13 protein-coding genes are annotated in these 16,962 nt (G+C 70.3%); 6 read left to right on the top strand and 7 right to left on the bottom strand.

All coding sequences use genetic code 11. The annotated features are described in order from the left end of the window. The first annotated feature begins 22 nt into the window (after positions 1-22). The 3 genes from AB0E56_RS19070 to AB0E56_RS19060 are packed head-to-tail and all read left to right on the top strand — an operon-like array spanning position 23 to position 3,706. On the top strand, positions 23-1,192 hold the full coding sequence (locus AB0E56_RS19070; RefSeq protein ID WP_359801625.1) for a family 1 glycosylhydrolase: 1,170 nt from the start codon (positions 23-25) through the stop codon (positions 1,190-1,192). A 39-nt stretch (positions 1,193-1,231) separates the two neighbouring features. Continuing rightward, positions 1,232-2,809 carry a methionine--tRNA ligase gene (metG, locus tag AB0E56_RS19065; protein ID WP_359801623.1) on the top strand — a complete coding sequence of 526 codons (1,578 nt, stop codon included), beginning with the start codon at positions 1,232-1,234 and terminating at the stop codon, positions 2,807-2,809. Positions 2,810-2,812: 3 nt separating this feature from the next. After that, entirely contained in the window at positions 2,813-3,706 is an 894-nt protein-coding gene (locus AB0E56_RS19060; RefSeq protein ID WP_359801621.1) for a TatD family hydrolase, read from the top strand. Here the strand turns inward: AB0E56_RS19060 and AB0E56_RS19055 are convergent. Continuing rightward, positions 3,685-4,971 carry an MFS transporter gene (locus AB0E56_RS19055; RefSeq protein ID WP_359801620.1) on the bottom strand — a complete coding sequence of 429 codons (1,287 nt, stop codon included), beginning with the start codon at positions 4,969-4,971 and terminating at the stop codon, positions 3,685-3,687. The two genes, AB0E56_RS19060 and AB0E56_RS19055, sit on opposite strands and share 22 nt — an antisense overlap. Positions 4,972-5,025: 54 nt before the next feature. On the opposite strand from AB0E56_RS19055, the gene rsmA reads away from it, so the two are divergent. From rsmA to AB0E56_RS19040, 3 genes are read left to right on the top strand one after another with little or no spacing between them, the layout of a single operon-like run. Then, positions 5,026-5,895 (top strand): 16S rRNA (adenine(1518)-N(6)/adenine(1519)-N(6))-dimethyltransferase RsmA, encoded by an 870-nt coding sequence (gene rsmA, locus AB0E56_RS19050; protein WP_359801618.1) that lies wholly within the window; start codon positions 5,026-5,028, stop codon positions 5,893-5,895. Between the two features lie 9 nt (positions 5,896-5,904). Beyond that, positions 5,905-6,972 carry an L-glyceraldehyde 3-phosphate reductase gene (mgrA, locus tag AB0E56_RS19045; protein ID WP_359801616.1) on the top strand — a complete coding sequence of 356 codons (1,068 nt, stop codon included), beginning with the start codon at positions 5,905-5,907 and terminating at the stop codon, positions 6,970-6,972. Between the two features lie 7 nt (positions 6,973-6,979). After that, the gene (locus AB0E56_RS19040) at positions 6,980-7,912 is read left to right on the top strand and encodes a 4-(cytidine 5'-diphospho)-2-C-methyl-D-erythritol kinase (RefSeq protein WP_359801613.1); all 933 of its coding nucleotides are present in this window, start codon (positions 6,980-6,982) and stop codon (positions 7,910-7,912) included. 94 nt (positions 7,913-8,006) lie between these two features. Here AB0E56_RS19040 and AB0E56_RS19035 read toward each other — a convergent pair whose 3' ends face one another. The 6 genes from AB0E56_RS19035 to AB0E56_RS19010 all read right to left on the bottom strand — a co-directional run bounded on the left by AB0E56_RS19035 (position 8,007) and on the right by AB0E56_RS19010 (position 16,948). Beyond that, on the bottom strand, positions 8,007-8,468 hold the full coding sequence (locus tag AB0E56_RS19035; RefSeq protein WP_359801751.1) for an Lrp/AsnC family transcriptional regulator: 462 nt from the start codon (positions 8,466-8,468) through the stop codon (positions 8,007-8,009). 264 nt (positions 8,469-8,732) lie between these two features. Continuing rightward, positions 8,733-10,412, bottom strand: a complete 1,680-nt coding sequence (locus tag AB0E56_RS19030; RefSeq protein ID WP_359801749.1) for a helix-turn-helix domain-containing protein — start codon at positions 10,410-10,412, stop codon at positions 8,733-8,735. A 113-nt stretch (positions 10,413-10,525) separates the two neighbouring features. Continuing rightward, positions 10,526-11,632: an o-succinylbenzoate synthase gene (gene menC, locus AB0E56_RS19025; RefSeq protein WP_359801611.1), complete on the bottom strand. Its 1,107-nt coding sequence runs from the start codon at positions 11,630-11,632 to the stop codon at positions 10,526-10,528. Further along, positions 11,629-12,501: a GNAT family N-acetyltransferase gene (locus AB0E56_RS19020; RefSeq protein ID WP_359801610.1), complete on the bottom strand. Its 873-nt coding sequence runs from the start codon at positions 12,499-12,501 to the stop codon at positions 11,629-11,631. Before AB0E56_RS19020 ends, menC begins: the two co-directional genes overlap by 4 nt. Then, positions 12,498-13,613 carry a M20/M25/M40 family metallo-hydrolase gene (locus AB0E56_RS19015; protein ID WP_359801608.1) on the bottom strand — a complete coding sequence of 372 codons (1,116 nt, stop codon included), beginning with the start codon at positions 13,611-13,613 and terminating at the stop codon, positions 12,498-12,500. The genes AB0E56_RS19020 and AB0E56_RS19015 overlap by 4 nt, the downstream gene beginning before the upstream one ends. Then, positions 13,613-16,948, bottom strand: a complete 3,336-nt coding sequence (locus tag AB0E56_RS19010; RefSeq protein ID WP_359801606.1) for a serine hydrolase — start codon at positions 16,946-16,948, stop codon at positions 13,613-13,615. The genes AB0E56_RS19015 and AB0E56_RS19010 overlap by 1 nt, the downstream gene beginning before the upstream one ends. Positions 16,949-16,962: the final 14 nt, after the last annotated feature.

Here is a 16,962-nt window from a genome sequence, read left to right as displayed (position 1 = left end):
AACAAGAGAGAGGAGCGCATCCGTGCTCGCATTCCCCGACGGCTTCCTCTGGGGCGCCGCGACCGCTGCCCACCAGGTGGAGGGCAACAACACCACGAGCAACTGGTGGGCGATGGAACACGCACCGGACTCGCCCATGGTCGAGCCCTCGGGAGACGCCGCCGATCATTTCCACCGCTACCCGGAGGACATGCGGCTGCTCGCCGAGGCTGGGCTGAACTCCTACCGGTTCTCGGTGGAGTGGGCGCGGATCGAGCCGGAGCGCGGTTTCGTGTCGCGGGCGATGCTCGACCACTACCGTCGCATGATCGACACGGCGCGGGAGAACGGCCTCGACCCGACGGTCACCCTCATGCACTTCACGGTGCCGCAGTGGTTCCAGAGGGACGGCTTCTGGCGTGCCGACGACGCGGTCGACCTGTTCTCGCGTTACGTCGAGACGGTGCTGCCGATCCTCGAGGGTGTGCGCTACGTGTGCACGATCAACGAGCCGAACATCGCCGCCATGCTGGCAGGCGGGGAGGACGCCGCGAACCTCGTGGCCTACGGCCTGCCCAACCCCGACCTCGGTGTGGCGGACACGCTGCTCGCGGCCCACCACCGGGCGTCGGAGATCCTGCACACCGTCCCCGGCGTCCAGGCGGGGTGGACGATCGCGACCCAGGCCTTCCACTCCACGGGGGAGCCGGGCGCCGACGAGATGCTCGCGACGTACGGCGACCCGCGCGACCACTGGTACCTGGAGCAGTCGGCCGGAGACGACTTCGTCGGAGTGCAGGCGTACACCCGCACCTTCATCGGTCCGGAGGGGCCGCTTCCGGTGTCGTCCGACGTCGAGACCACCCTGACCGGGTGGGAGTTCTTCCCCGACGCGCTCGAGCTCGGCGTGCGCAGCGCGTGGGAGCGCAGCGGCGGGGTGCCGGTGCTCGTCACCGAGAACGGCATCGCCACCGCCGACGACACCCGCCGCATCGCCTACACCCAGGGGGCGCTCGAGGGCCTGCACCGCGCGATCGCGGACGGCATCGACGTGCGGGCGTACCAGCACTGGAGCGCGCTCGACAACTACGAGTGGGCCAGCGGTTTCGCGCCGACCTTCGGTCTGATCGGCTTCGACCACGAGACGTTCGCGCGCACACCGAAGCCCTCGCTCGCCTGGCTGGGGGAGGTCGCCCGGCGCAACGGGCTGTGACGGCGTAACCACGGGCATGGGGGCACCTAGAATTGCTCCATGCCCGCAGGCGAATCCTTCTACATCACCACGCCCATCTACTACCCGTCCGACGTGCCGCACATCGGCCACGGGTACACGACGGTGGCCGTCGACACGCTCGCACGGTGGCACCGCCAGGCGGGGGATGACACCTGGATGCTCACGGGCACCGACGAGCACGGCCAGAAGATGCTGCGGGCGGCGGCGGCGAACGGGGTCACTCCGCAGGAGTGGGTCGACAAGCTGGTCAGCGAGAGCTGGTTCCCCCTGCTGACGACGCTCGACGTCGCGAACGACGACTTCATCCGCACCACGCAGGAGCGCCACGAGACGAACGTGCAGACGTTCTTCCAGCGCCTGTACGACCGCGGCTACATCTACGCGGGCGAGTACGAGGCGCTCTACTGTGTGGGCTGCGAGGAGTTCAAGCCCGAGTCGGAGATCGTCGACGGCACCGGTCCGTTCGAGGGGCTGAAGGTGTGCGCCATCCACTCGAAGCCGTTGGAGCTGCTGCAGGAGAAGAACTACTTCTTCAAGCTCAGCGAATTCCAGGAGCCTCTGCTCGAGCTGTACAAGACCCAGCCCGACTTCGTGCGCCCAGACTCGGCGCGGAACGAGGTCGTGTCGTTCGTGAGTCAGGGCCTGAAGGACCTGTCGATCTCGCGTTCGACCTTCGACTGGGGCATCCCGCTGCCGTGGGATGAGTCGCACGTCATCTACGTGTGGGTCGACGCCCTGCTGAACTACGCCACGGCCGTCGGCTACGGCTCGGACGAGGAGACGTTCGCGCGTCGTTGGCCCGCGTATCACGTGGTCGGCAAAGACATCCTGCGCTTCCACGCGGTGATCTGGCCGGCGCTGTTGATGGCTGCCGGCCTCGAGGTGCCCAAGGGCGTCTTCGCGCACGGCTGGCTGCTGGTCGGCGGCGAGAAGATGTCGAAGTCGAAGCTCACCGGCATCGCGCCGACCGAGATCACCGACGTCTTCGGCTCCGACGCGTACCGCTTCTACTTCCTCTCCGCGATCGCCTTCGGGCAGGACGGATCTTTCTCGTGGGAAGACCTGTCTGCCCGCTACCAGGCCGAGCTCGCCAACGGCTTCGGCAACCTCGCCTCGCGCACCACGGCGATGGTCGAGAAGTACTTCGAGGGCATCGTGCCGCCCGCTGCGGAGTACACCGAGAACGACCTCGCGATCCAGAAGATCGTGGCGGATGCTGCGGCGAACGCGGATGCCGCGGTCGCGCAGTTCCGCACCGACGAGGCCATCTCGGCGATCTGGACGATCGTCGACGCGCTCAACGGCTACATCACAGAGAATGAGCCGTGGGCTCTGGCCCGCGATGAGGACCAGCGCGCACGCCTCGGCACCGTGCTGTACACGTGCGCCGAGGGGCTGCGGGCTCTCGCCGTGCTGCTCTCGCCGGTGATGCCGCAGTCGACCGAGAAGCTGTGGATCGCGCTCGGCGCCGCCGAGACGCTCGGACGTCTGCAGGATCAGCCGATCCGGGAGGCGGGAGCCTGGGGCGTGCTGCAGCCGGGGACCAGCGTCAACGGCCTCGCGCCGCTTTTCCCCCGCGTGGAGTCCACGGCCTGAACGATGGCGGGGACGTATGTGCAGCGCCGTGACGGCGACGGACGCAAGGACCTGAAGTATCCGGCGGCTCCCGAGCCGTTGACGGTTCCGGTGTACGACAACCATGCGCATCTCGAGATCGTCGACGGCGATGAACCGTTGTCGCTGACGGAGCAGCTCGACCGGGCGGCGGCCGTCGGCATCGCCGGGGTCGTGCAGTCGTCAGGAGACATCGAGTCGTCGCGCTGGGCGGTCGAGGCCGCCGCATCCGACCCGCGCGTGCTCGCCGCCGTCGCGATCCACCCCAACGACGCTCCGACCTATGCGGAGCAGGGCAGGCTCGGCGGGGTGGGCCTGGACGACGCGATCGCGGTGATCGACGAGCTCGCGGCGCACCCCCGCACCCGGGCGATCGGCGAGACGGGGCTGGACTTCTTCCGGACGGAGCCCGAACGCCGAGCGCCGCAGTTCGCATCGTTCGAGGCGCACATCGACCTCGCGAAGAAGCACGGCATCGCGATGCAGATCCACGACCGCGATGCGCACGATGCGGTGCTCGAGACCCTGACCCGTGTCGGTGCTCCCGACCGCACCGTGTTCCACTGCTTCTCGGGCGACGACGCGATGGCCCGGATCTGCGCGGATGCCGGCTACCACCTGTCGTTCGCCGGCAACGTGACGTTCAAGAACGCGCAGAACCTGCGGGACGCGCTGAAGGTCACCCCGCTCGACCGCATCCTCGTCGAGACGGACGCCCCCTTCCTCACTCCGGTGCCGCTGCGGGGACGTCCGAACGCGCCCTACCTCGTGCCGATCACCGTGCGCTTCATGGCGGCCGAGCTCGGCATCGACGTCGACGAGCTCTGCGCCCAGCTGGCCGACAACACCCTGCGCGTTTACGGCTCCTTCGCCGACTGACGCTCGGGGTCCACGTCTTCGGGCCCGGTCTCGGCGACCGGCGTCGCGCTGACGATCTGCGAGATCGGCTTCCACACCAGCATCAGGGTGATCGCGGCGCCGCCGAACGCAAACCACCACGGGGCCGTGAGTCCCCACAGCTGCGCGATCACTCCGCCCAGCGCCTGGCCGATCACCATGCCCCCGAACACGCCGACCATGTTCACCGAGGCGACGCGGCCCTGCAGCTCGGCGGGGACCAGGCGCTGTCGGACGGTCGTGGAGATCGTGCCCCACACGAACGCGTACGCGCCGAAGAAGAACATGATGATGAGCGCGACCCCTCCCGTCGTGGTGAGCGCGAACGCCAGGTGCATGAGCACTTCGAGCGACAGGACGATGCGCATGAGCGTCGCGAAGGAGACGTGGCGCTCGAGCCAGCCGAAGCTGAGCGTGGCGAGGATGCCGCCGGCTGCGGACGCCGTCGTCAGTGCGCCGTAGCCGACCGCTCCCATCTGCAGGTGCTCGGTGGCGTACAGGACGAGCACGCCCCACGGAGCCGCCCACGTGACGTTGAAGACCAGGATGATGAGCACCAGCATCCGCACCGGCGGGTTGCGCCACAGCCACCGCAGGCCCTCGGCGATGTCGGTGTGCACGGGCGGGTGGGCCCCGGTCTCCCGCGGAGGCACCGGAGTCTTCGCCATGCGTGAGATCAGCACCACGGCGAGGGTCACGCACACGACCTCGAGCAGGAAGGGCCATGCCGTGCCCGCGGCGAACAGGAAGGCGCCGAGCGGAGGGCCGGCGAACTGGTTCGCGACGAGGTACCCGGCCTGAAGGCGTGCGTTTCCGGTGCCGAGATCGGCGGGCTTCACGAGCATCGGCAGCAGCGTGCTGCCCGCCGTGTCGACGAACACTTCGGCCGTGCCGTAGAGGAAGGCGACCGCGAGGACGATCCAGATGTTCGCGACGCCGGTGACCAGGAACACGCACAGCGCGGCGAGCACGACGGCGCGTGCGGCGTTCGCGGCCATGACGAGGCGTCGACGGTCGAAGCGGTCGGCGATGGCGCCGGCGTGCAGCCCGAACAGCAGCCAGGGCAGGAACTGCAAGATCGCGCCCGCCGCCACAAGGATCGGCGATGAGGTCATCGATGCGATGAGCAGGGGCGCAGCAGCGAGTGCGACGCCGTCGCCGATGTTGCTCGTCCACGATGAGGCGAGCAGCCAGCGGAAATCGCGACCCATGCGACGGGGCGCGACGAGTTCACCGAGGGAGGGCACCAGAGAAGGTTACTGAGTCACGGGGACATCCGGAGAGTAGGGGAGAATGGACGGATGACCGTCACCCTGCTCGGCGCCTCCGAGATCCGCCGCCTCGCCGCCGAGCTCGACGTCACCCCGACGAAGAAGCTCGGCCAGAACTTCGTGACCGACGCAAACACGGTCCGCAAGATCGTCCAGGCAGCCGACGTCCGGCCGCACGAGCGCGTGGTCGAGGTCGGTCCTGGGCTCGGTTCCCTGACTCTCGCGATCCTCGAGACCGGGGCCTCCGTCACCGCGGTCGAGATCGACCACCGCCTCGCCGCGCGCCTGCCGCAGACCGCCGCAGAGCACGGGGTCGAGGCCGACCGGCTCACGGTCGTCGACGCCGACGCCCTCCGCATCACGGAGCTTCCGGGTGAGCCCACGGTCCTCGTCGCCAATCTGCCCTACAACGTCTCGGTGCCCGTCCTGCTGCACTTCCTCGAGAATTTCGCGTACCTGCAGCGCGGCGTCGTGATGGTCCAGGCCGAGGTCGCCGAGCGGCTGGCCGCGAAGCCGGGTTCGAAGATCTACGGGTCCCCCAGCGTGAAGGCCGCCTGGTACGGCGAGTGGAAGCTGTCGGGCACCGTGTCGCGCCAGGTGTTCTGGCCGGTGCCGAACGTCGACAGCCTGCTCGTCGGCTTCGACCGCTCCGAGGGGGAGCGCGGCTCGGAGGACGAGCGGCGTCGCACGTTCCAGATCGTCGATGCCGCCTTCAACCAGCGCCGCAAGATGCTTCGTCAGGCGCTGTCCGGCATCTTCGGCAGCTCCGCCGCTGCGACCGAGGTGCTGACCGCCGCCGGGGTGGCACCCACCGCGCGCGGGGAGGACCTCACGGTCGACGACTACCAGCGGATCGCCCGGCACGCAACGGCGATCGAGGGTTCCGGCGTCAGCGGCTAATCTGGCACCGTGACCGACTCCCCGCGCTTCCGCCCCGATGTCCCCGAGCTGCACCGTCCGTACGCCGCGGACGAGAGCCGCTACCAGCAGTTCGCCTACCGCCAGGTCGGCACCTCCGGTCTGTACCTGCCCCCCATCTCGCTCGGGCTGTGGTGGAACTTCGGCGACAACATCCCGCTCGACAACCAGCGCGCGCTGCTGCGGCACGCCTTCGACCGTGGCATCACCCACTTCGACCTCGCGAACAACTACGGCCCGCCCTACGGGTCTGCCGAGAAGAACTTCGGACGCATCTTCGCCGAAGACCTGCGTCCCTACCGCGACGAGCTGATCATCTCGTCGAAGGCGGGCTGGGACATGTGGCCAGGACCGTACGGCGACTTCGCGAGCCGCAAGTACATCCTCGCGAGCGCCGAGCAGTCGCTCACCCGCATGGGCCTGGACTACGTCGACATCTTCTACTCGCACCGCGTCGACCCCGTGACCCCGATCGCCGAGACGGTGGGCGCGCTCGACACGCTCGTCCGCCAGGGCAAGGCCCTCTACGTCGGCATCTCCTCGTACAGCGCCGAGCGCACCGCCGAGGCCGTCGCCGTCGCGAAGGAGCTCGGCACGCCGCTCGTCATCCACCAGCCGGCGTACTCGATCCTCAACCGCTGGATCGAAGACGGCCTGACCGACACCCTCGAGCAGACAGGGCTCGGCGCGATCGCGTTCACGCCGCTGGCGCAGGGACTCCTCACCGACAAGTACCTCGGCGACGGCACGGCGGAGCGGGCGCAGAAGCGCGGCTCTCTGCCGGACGGCAAGCTCACCGATGAGGCCGTCGAGTCGCTGCGCGCACTGAACGAGGTCGCACAGGGGCGCGGTCAGTCGCTGGCGCAGCTCGCGCTGCAGTGGACGCTGCGCAGCCCGGTCGTCGCCTCCGCGCTGATCGGCGCCTCGCGACCGGAGCAGCTCGACGAGAACATCGCGGCGGTGAACGGTCCGGCGTTCGCCGCCGAGGAACTGGCCAGGATCGACGAGCTCTCCGGAGCCATCGACGTGAACCTGTGGGCGAAGTCCTCGGAGCTGTGACCCGATCATGAGTCAGGCCGCGTCCACCGAATCCGTGCACGTACGCGCTCCGGGGAAGATCAACGTGTTCCTCGGCGTCGGCGGGCGGCATGACGACGGCTACCATGCGCTGGCGACGGTGTTCCAGGCGGTCTCGCTCTACGAAGACGTGATCGCGCGTCCCTCCGACGACTTCTCTCTCACGGTCTCCGGATACGAGGACATGGGCGAAGTGCCGCTCGACGACCGCAACCTCGCGATGCGGGCCGCCAAGCTGCTCGCCGCCGCGGTGGAGCACCCCGGGGGCGTCGCGCTCGAGATCCGCAAGAGCGTCCCGGTCGCCGGGGGCATGGGCGGAGGGTCTGCGGATGCGGCGGCCGCTCTCGTCGCCTGCGACGCGCTGTGGGGCACAGGCCTGTCGGCGGCACGGCTGCACGACCTCGCCGCACGTCTCGGCGCGGATGTGCCCTTCGCCCTGCACGGCGGGACCGCGGTCGGCACGGGGCGCGGCGATCAGCTCAACCCGGCACTCGCACGGGGGCGCTTCGACTGGATCCTGGTGCCCAGCGAGCAGGGGCTGTCGACGCCCGTGGTCTACGAGCGGCTGGACATCCTGCGCGACGAGGAGGGAGCGCTCGCCGACGACCCGCCCCTGTCGCTCGACGTGCCGATCCCGGTGCTCCAGGCGCTGAGGTCCGGCGACCCCGCGCAGCTGGCCGACACTCTCTTCAACGACCTGCAGGCTGCCGCGCTGTACGAGCGGCCCGATCTCGCCGAGACCATCCGTCAGGGCGTCCTCGCCGGCGCTCTGCAGGGCATCGTGTCGGGCTCGGGGCCCACGGTGGCGTTGCTCTGCCCCGATCCGGAGACCGCGCAGCACGTGCAGTCCACACTCCGCGAAACCGGGCTCGATCCGCTGCACGTGCACGGCCCGGTTCCCGGGGCGCGCATCATCGGCTGAGACCGCTGGCCTGCCCTGCAGACCACTCGGTTGCACGTGCACGGTCCCGTTCCCGGGGCGCGCAGCATCGGCTGAGACGGGCCTGCCTCGCAGATCACTCCGCCTGCAGGAGGGCGCTGACCCGATAGGGGATGACCTCCCGGAGGAAGAGGCTCGTGGAGGTGCGGAGGATGCCGGGGCACAGGCGCACGACCTCGGCCACCCGGTAGAGGTCGTCGGGGTCTTTCGCGACGACGCGCAGCAGCAGATCGGTGTCGCCCGCGGGCGCGAAGCACTCCAGAACCTCGGGGACGCGGCTCAGGGCATCGATGGCCGCCGTGATCTGATGCTGGTCGAGCTCGACGAGGATCGAGGCCGCGACGCCTCGGCCGAGCGCCTGGGGGAGGATGCGTGAGCTGTGCGCGCGGAGGTAGCCGCCCGATTCGAGCCGGTCGAGCCGGGCGTGCACGGTGCCGCGGGCGAGACCCAGGTCCTGGGCGATCAGCGCGACCGGGCGACGCGGGTCGGTGTCGAGCACGCCGAGGATCCTCCGGTCGGTCTCGTCGAGGTTGGCCATTTCGATCACCGTCACCTTCTGTGCCGCGTCGCGATTGATCGGATCGATCAGTCAGAACCCACTCTATGGTCTGAATGACCGGCGTGTGTTGAGATATGTGTCAGATACGCAGGATGCCGGTCATGAGCGGGCATCACGCGCACTCGACCGGACGGCCACGAGCAGCCCATGTCGGGTGTCGACGGCGACGGGCCACGAGCCTCAGCCCGGCCCCGTCCCCCGGAGGGACGGGGCGGGCGCTGTCCCTCGTCTACCCGTCGCCCTCTACGCGTCTCCCTCGCGGGGGACGAGCAGACGCAGCTGGACCATGGCCGAGAACCGGGCTTCGGGATCGGTCAGATCGAGTCCGCTGATCTCCGACAGCCGGCGCAGCCGGTAGCGGAACGTGTTCGGGTGCGTGTACACGCGGGCGGCGGCCACCGCCACGTCGCCGAACGCGTCGAGCCACGCCCGCAACGTCTCGACGAGGTGCGTGCCACGCTCCCGGTCCTGCGCCAGAAGCTGTGCGACGGGTCCCGTCGGCTGATCGCCCCGCGCGCGGACGAGGTCGCCGAGTTCGACCAGGAGCGCCTCCATCTGCACGGCCGTGAAGCGGGCGACCGGCTCGCGTGCCGGGGCCTGGCGGACCACGCGGAGAGCGCGGTCGGCGTTGGCGCGGGACGCGGGGATGCTCGAGGCGTCGTCCGCCACCGTGCCCACCCCGATCCGGATGTCTCCCGATGCGCCGAGCCGGCCGAGGAAGTCGAGAGCCACGCGTGCGGCTCGGCTGTCCGCATCGCTGTGCTCGACCCCCGCGTCGCCTTCGCCCTGCTCCGGGCGGATGCCGACGACCGCGTACGCGACGTTGCCGATCACGGCGACGGCCGAGCGGAGGTAGACGGCGCCGAGATGCACGGCGAAGGCGTCGGCGATCCGCTGCCGTTCGGCCACGCCGCGTGCTCCTGCCGATGGCTCGTCGCCGATCTCCTCGACGGCCGACAGGGCGAGCACGACGCAGCGGTGGTCGCTGAGACGCAATCGGGCCGTGGCGTCGGCGGCCCCCGGCCCGCCCTCGAGGATCGTGGCGAGCAGGTCGGCACGCAGGCGACGTTCGACATCGGCGCCCGCCCGCAGCCGCAGCATGTGCAGGGCGACCAGGCCGGCGGAGTCCTTCAGCGCCTGCACGCGATCGGGGGAGAGCGGCTCCTGGACCGCGGCCCAGATCGATCCGAGGATCTCGTCGCCGGCTCGCACCGCCAGGGCGACGCGGGGGAACGACGGAAGCCCCTCCGCGTTGTGCACCGGGACGACATCGATCGGATCCTCGCTTCGGTACAGCTCCTGGAAGACGCCGCGCTCCTCGAGCTGCCGTGCGAAGCGCTCGGGCACCTGACGTCCGAGCACGGTCTCGATGCGCGCCGGGTCGGCTTCATGCTGCCGGCCGGAGAACGCGACCACCCTCGAGTTGCGGTCCTCGATCGTGACAGGGGCGTTCAGCAGGGTCGCGATCGCGTTGGCCAGCGCGAACAGGTCGCCTGACGGCATGCCGCCGAGCGTCGTCGCGCCCTGATCGCCGACGTCGCCCTCCGCGATCAGCGAGCGCAGCATCGCGGCCAGTTGCGCCCAGGATGCTCCGCGGGTGAGCGACAGCACGGGGATGCCTGTGGACACGGAGGCCTCGCGCACGGGCTGCTCGGCGCGCACCGGTGCCCGCAGCACGAGGGCGGACGCATGCTGATCCGCCAGGGTGCGCAGCAGCTCGGCGATCTCCTCCGGGTCGCTCAGTCCCACGCCGAGGACCAGGGCGCCGCGCATCGGCATCGCATCGTCGAGGACGTCGTGGATGACGACCGTCTCGATCTCGGTGTCGTCGTCGACCGCGCCGCTCACGACCTCGAGCAGCGTGTTGCCGAGGTCTTCGATCACCCGGCCGAGGCTGGCCCTGGGCTTCGTCGTCACTGGCATGAGCACGAGGCCCAGGCTAGGCGGCGTGGGGGCGTCGCGGATCTGTGGGGCACGACGAAATCGTAGCGACTCTTCGTCGTGCCCGACAGGTTCGATCGGGTTTCAGTCCCCGCTCAGAGGGTGACCCATTCGGTGCGCACGGTGACGGCGTCCAGGGTGTCGGTATCCGGGGTGACTCCGATGCCCGGGCCGGTCGGGACCGTGAGCGTGCCGTCCTCCACGACGAAGGGCTCGGTGATGTCGGTGGCGTAGTAGCGACCGGAGCCGGACGTGTCGCCGGGGAGCGTGAAGCCGGGCAGCGCCGCGAGCGCGACGTTCGCGGCGCGGCCGATCCCGGTCTCGAGCATCCCGCCGCACCACACGGGGATGTCGTTCGCCGCGCACACGTCGTGGATGCGACGAGCCTCGAGGTACCCGCCGACCCGCCCCGGCTTGATGTTCACGATCGAGCAGGCGCCGAGGGCGATCGCATCCGCGGCGGCGCGGGCCGACACGATCGATTCGTCGAGGCAGACGGGGGTGGTGATGGCCTTCGCCAGCTGGGCGTGGCCGAGCAGATCCTCCTCGTCGAGCGGCTGTTCGATGAGGAGGAGATCGAACGGGTCGAGCTTGGCGAGGTGCCGGGCGTCGCTACGGTGGTACGCGGTGTTCGCGTCGACCTGCAACAGCACGTCGTCGCCGAAGCGCTCGCGCACCGCACGCACCGGCTCGATGTCCCACCCCGGCTCGATCTTGAGCTTGATGCGCACGTACCCCTCGTCGAGGTAGCCGCTCACCGCGTCGAGCAGCTCGGGGATCGAGTCCATGATCCCCACGGAGACGCCGCAATCGACCCGATCGCGCACGGCGCCCAGCTCCCGCGAGAGGGGGACGCCGGAGGCCCGCAGCTCGGCGTCGAGGACCGCCAGCTCGACGGCGGACTTCGACATGCGATGTCCCTTGAATTTGGCGAGGGCCGGCGCGACCCCCGCGGCGTCGAGGTCCTGCACCTGCGTGAGGGCAGGCAGCAGGAACCGGGTGATCACGTCGACGCTCGCCGCCACGTACTCGGACGAGTACAGCGGGTCGTTCATCGCCACGCCCTCGCCCCAGCCCTCGGCCTCGTCGGTGACCGCGCGGACCACCAGCGCCTCCCGCACGGTCTGCACCCCGAACGACGTCCGGAACGGCGACACCAACGGCATCTCGATCACGCGCAGCTCGAATCCGGTGAGCTTCATCCCTGTTCTCCTCTGTCGATGGTGTACGCGCCGGAGCGGTCGAAGGAGAGCACGCGCCCTCCGCCCTCCAGCAGGGCTCCGAGCGTGTCGCGCAGCGCCAGGCGCCACGCCGTCGCACGAGCCGGCTCCGTGAGACGCAGCGACTCGATGTCGCGCGGCAGCGCCACCCGCACGATCCTGGCGTCGGTGCGATGCCGGAGCGGCCCGAGGTCGTCGCCCACGCTCAGCAGGGGCTCCGCCGCGACGCGCGCGTCGGGGCGGGCGGGCTCGCCGTGACATGCCGCCACGACCAGCGGGTCGCGGACGTACCAGGTCACCAGCATCCGGTCGGTGTCGTCCGCCCCGTTGAGCGCATCGGCCATGTGCCCGTAGAAGTTGCGGTGATACGACGTGGGCGTCGCGGCGAGCTTCACGAGGTTGAAATGGGCGTTCCTGCTGATCAGCGGATCGAAGGTCCAGGAGATCTCGTCGAGCCCCTCCGCCAGCGCCCAGGCGCGCTGATGCACCTTCAGCGCGAAGCCGACGCTGCGGCCGCGCATCCGCTGTGAGACACCCGCGATATGACTGTGCAGCGCGCGTTGATCCGGCGCCGCGAAGAATCCGAAGCACGCGCCGACGAGCTCGTCGTGCTCGAACGCACCCCCCACGTAGCTCCCCGCCTTGGACAGGGCGCGCAGGGTCTCGACGTTCACGGGCGAGGTCTCGCCCTGCTTGGTCCAGATGCGCTGGAACAGGTCGGCGACCCGCGTGAACTCGTCCACGTCGCCGAGCAGGCGGATCTCCACGCCGGCCGTGGCCGCCGCAGCGCTCGCCGCATCCGCTGCCTCCTGCGGTGAGGCGCTGTACGCCGCGGCGTCCGTCATGCTCATGCCCTCCCTCCCGGCAGAGCCGCGGAGAGCAGCCCGTGCAGCAGCGCGATGCGTTCCGGGATCATCGCCACGATCACGTGCTCGTCGTCGGCGTGCGCTCCACCGCCGACGGCGCCCAGCCCGTCGAGGGTCGGCACGCCGAGACCGGCGGTGAAGTTGCCGTCGGATGCCCCGCCGACCGCGACGCCGTCGAACGGTGTGAGTCCGGCGGCCTCGGCGATCGCGACCGCCTCGGCGAAGAGCGCGGCGGAGGACTCAGGCTCCATCGGCCGACGATTCGCGCCGCCCTCCACCCGGATCACGGCGCCGGGGAGCGTGGGGGCGATGGCGCGGATCGCCGCGTCGACCCGGTCCTGCTCCGCGACGGTGCGCACCCGCACATCGACGGCGAACTCCGCCGCGGCGGGAACCGTGTTGGTGGTGCTCCCGGCCCTCAGGAGCGTCGGTGTGACGCTCGTGCCCGCGGCGGCGTCGCCCAGGGCGGCGACCGCGAGCAGCAGATGGGCTGCTTCGACGGCGGCATTCACGCCGCGCTCGGGTTCGAGTCCGGCGTGTGCCGCTCGGCCTTCGACGTGCACCCGATACAGCGACACCCCTTTGCGGGCGATCTTCACGGCACCACGGTCGGCGGCGGCCTCGAGCACCAGCACCGCGGCGCAGCCGAGGGCCTCCTGCTCGATCAGCCCGCGTGAGCTCGGCGACCCGAGCTCTTCGTCGCCCGTGATGAGGATGCTGACGCCCGTGCGGTCCGGCAGCGCGGCCACCGCGTGCAGGGCCATGACGACGCCCGTCTTCATGTCGAAGCAGCCGGGCCCGCGGAGGATTCCGTCGGAGACGTCGAACGGCAGCCGGTCGAGAGACCCCAGCGGCCACACGGTGTCGTGGTGACCGAGCACCAGCACGGCGGGGTCGCCGAACCGCCAGCGCAGGTGCGTCCGCCCCTCGAGGACGATCCGTTCCGGCGCGACGCCCAGCATGCGCTCACCGAGAGCGGCCACGACGTCGGCGCTGCGCGCGACGGCTGCGAGATCGTCCGATGGCGACTCGCACGAGACGAGGGTCTCGATGTCGGTCAGGACCACGTCGAGGTCCTGGCCGGCCTGCACGATCATCACGACACCTTCGGCGCGGCGCGGACACCGTGATGCAGGTAGCGCTCGCCGCTGGGCAGCGAGTAGAAGACGACGGCGTTCCAGTTCTGTTCGCCCTCCGGCCGCATCACGAACTCGCCCGTGCGCACCGGCACCAGTGGATGCTCCTGCACGGGGTCGGGGAGGAGCGCGGCGAGCGGGCCGTTCAAGGTCGTCCGCATGCGCAGACCGCCGTCCTCCGCGAAGATCTCGGTGCGGACGCCCGAACGGTCGTACACGCCGACGTAGTCGGAGAAGTCGTCCTCGAACGGCTCCTCGGGTGGCGTGAGACCGACCGGAAGGTGCACATCGGCGACCTCGGCGAAGATCTCGTCGAAGAGCTCGATGTACAGGTCATGCGTGTTCCCGCCGTTGGTGAGCAGCGTGACCGCGACCTGCTCGTCGGGAAGGATGCGCAGGAACGCGGCCTGTCCGATCGTGTTGCCGTCGTGGCCGTACAGCCGGCGGCCGTCCCAATCGAAGAGGATCCAGCCGACGCCCCACGCGTCGCCGAGCGAGTACGGATCGGGCATGTCGACCTCGCGCTGCTGCATCCGTCGCACGCTCTCCTCTGACAGCACGCGTGTGCCGTCGGCGGCGAGCCCCCCGGTCAGATGCATGCGCGCGAAGGCGAGCACATCGGCCGTCGTGGAGTTGACGAGTCCGGCAGGTCCCATCGCCCGTGGCAGCATCCATGCCGGCGCGAGGGTGGGCTCTCCGTCGTCGTCGACGCCCGTGTGGCCGCTGGCCGCGCGGAACATGATCGCCTCCTCGGGGAGGGTGGTCGAGTGCGTGAGTCCCAGTGGGGTCATGAGCAGGTCGCGCATCGCCTGGTCCCAGCTGGTGCCGGTGATCTTCTCGATCACGCGCCCGGCGAGCACGAAGCCCGAGTTGCAGTACGACATCGTGGCACCGAGCGGGTGGTTCTGCGCCACACCGTCGAGCAGGGCGACGTACTTCTCCAGGGTGTCGTCGCCGCGGCCGGTGTCGGTGAAGACGTCGCCGTCGATCCCGCTGGTGTGTGTGAGGAGGTGGCGCATCGTGACGGTGCGGGTGACCTCGGGGTCGGAGGAGGAGAACTCCGGGACGTACTCCACGATCGGCGCATCCAGGTCGAGCTTGCCCTCGTCGACCAGTCGCATCACCACCGAGGTCGTCCACACCTTGCTCATCGAGCCGATCTGGAACACGGAGTCGTCGGTGGCCTCGATCCCCGTGCGGGCGTTGAGGATGCCGTGATGCGCATATACCGGTTCCTCACCGAGCCGGAGGATCCCGAGCGTCGCCCCTGGCACCTTGTGCGCGGTGGCGAGGGCGCTCAGCCGCTGCTGCCAGTGCCGGGCGTCGAGGCGCGCCCGGGCGGGCTTGCCCGCGGGAGGTGCGTACTGCTCCACCCAGTCGATCACGCGCTGCGAGAAGTCCGCGCGGTGCGAAGGCTTCCCGGAGAGCACGAACAGGTGCGACCCTCCGGGGTACAGCACCAGGCGCGTCGGCACATCGCGCTCGCGAAGTGCCGTGAACCACTGCTCCGCCTGGCCGACGGGGCACCGCTCGTCTGCGGCGCCGTGCAGGATCAGGGTCGGCGTCGTGACCTGGTCGACCCGGGTGAAGGGCGACTGCGCCGAGATCCGCTGTTCGTCGCGCCAGGCCAGGCCGCCGTTCTCCTTCTCGGCGAGGAAGTGTCCGTAGTCCGAGGTGCCGCCCATCGAGAAGAGATCCGTCACCACGCCGCCGGCGACCGCCGCCGCGAACCGATCGTCGCGCGAGGTGAGGAAGCAGGTCATGAAGCCGCCGTAGCTGTAGCCGGTCACGGCCAGCCGTGCCGGGTCGGCGATGCCCTCGGCGACGAGCTCATCGATCGGCTCCAGGAAGTCGTTCGCGTCGTTCACACCCCAGCCGCCCGACACGGCGGAGAAGAACGCGTCGCCGTAGCCGTCGCTGCCGCGCGGGTTGAGCGTGAGGATCGCCCACCCGCGGCGCGCCAGCACCTGGTGGTACGGGTGGATCAGATCGGCCGCTCCGTTCCACGCGTTGTGGGGTCCGCCGTGGATGTCCAGCAGCAGCGGGAGGGGTCCGGTCGCGTCGGGATCGCGGCGCAGCCACCCCGTCACGACCGTGCCGTCGGAGATCGTGAAGCGCCGCTCCTCGGCGGGCACCAGGTCGAACTCCGGGGTCCCGTACGCCGTGAGGGTTCTCTGCGTGCCGTCGGCCAGGTCGACCAGGGCGACGTCGCCGAACGAGTCGGACGAGGCGGCGACGACCGCGGCCGAGGTCCCGGACACCGACAGCCCCGAGACGTTGCCGCTGCCGTCGATCAGGGGGACGGCGTCCGACCCGTCGAGGCGGATGCGGTACAGGTGGGAGTACCCGTTGTCGCGCAGACAGAAGACCAGAGTGTCGTCGTCGGTGAACTGCGGCATGCCGCCCGGGTATCCGGGTCCGCCGGGCATCACGTTGCGGTCGAGCGATCCGGTGAGGTTCCGCACCTCGCCGCCGTCGAGCGGGAACAGCAGCAGGTCGGCGTTTCCCACCTCGGTGTCGGTGCGCCCCGCCGCGATCACCCGGCTCCCATCCGGAGTCCAGCCGACGGCTGAGGCCTGCACGTCGGGGGCGCTGATCCGCACCGGAGCGCTGTTCGGGTCGGTCGACGAGACGACGAAGACCGGGATCCGCATGGTGAGATCCGCGTCGTCGTCCGGGCTGGACGAGAAGGCGAGCTGCGTGCCGTCGGGCGACCAGAACGGGTCGGTGGCGTGCGCGCGACCGCGGGTCAGCACGGTGACCGCTCCCGACGCGACGTCGAGCACGTGCAACTGCTGCACGAGCGTGCCGAGGTTGCCCGCGCCGTCGGCCTTGTACCCCAGACGGTCGGTCGCCGCCGGTGCGGAACGCCGTGCGAGGATGGTGTCGGCGCTCTCCCCGGGGAGGGCCGCGGTGTCGACGGGGGCCGCGAAGGCGATGCGCGCGCCATCCGGGCTCCACACCGGAGTCCCGGCGCCGAGCGGAAGAGTCGTCAGGCCGCGCGGCTCGCCTCCCGCTGCCGGGAGCAGCCAGATCTGCGCAGGGCCGTCCTGTGCGCGCAGGAACGCGAGCTGCGCGCCGTCGGGGCTCCAGACCGGAGTCGTGTCCGCCGTCCCGTGCGTGAGGGGGGCGGCGTCGCCTCCGGAGGTCGGCACCTGCCACAGCGCGCGGGTGTCGCGATCGCCGTCGCGGTCGGTCGCGCGGAGCACGTACGCGACGCGGGAACCGTCGGGCGACAGTGCGGGTTGCTCGGGTGAGCGGAGGGAGAGCAGGTCGTCGACGGTGAGGCGATTCATGAGGGCTCCAATCG

Source organism: Microbacterium sp. NPDC028030 (assembly GCF_040637855.1).
Classification (GTDB): Bacteria; Actinomycetota; Actinomycetes; order Actinomycetales; family Microbacteriaceae; genus Microbacterium.
The sequence above is the reverse complement of the archived record's forward strand: the minus strand, read 5'-3'. Positions and strand labels throughout refer to the sequence as shown.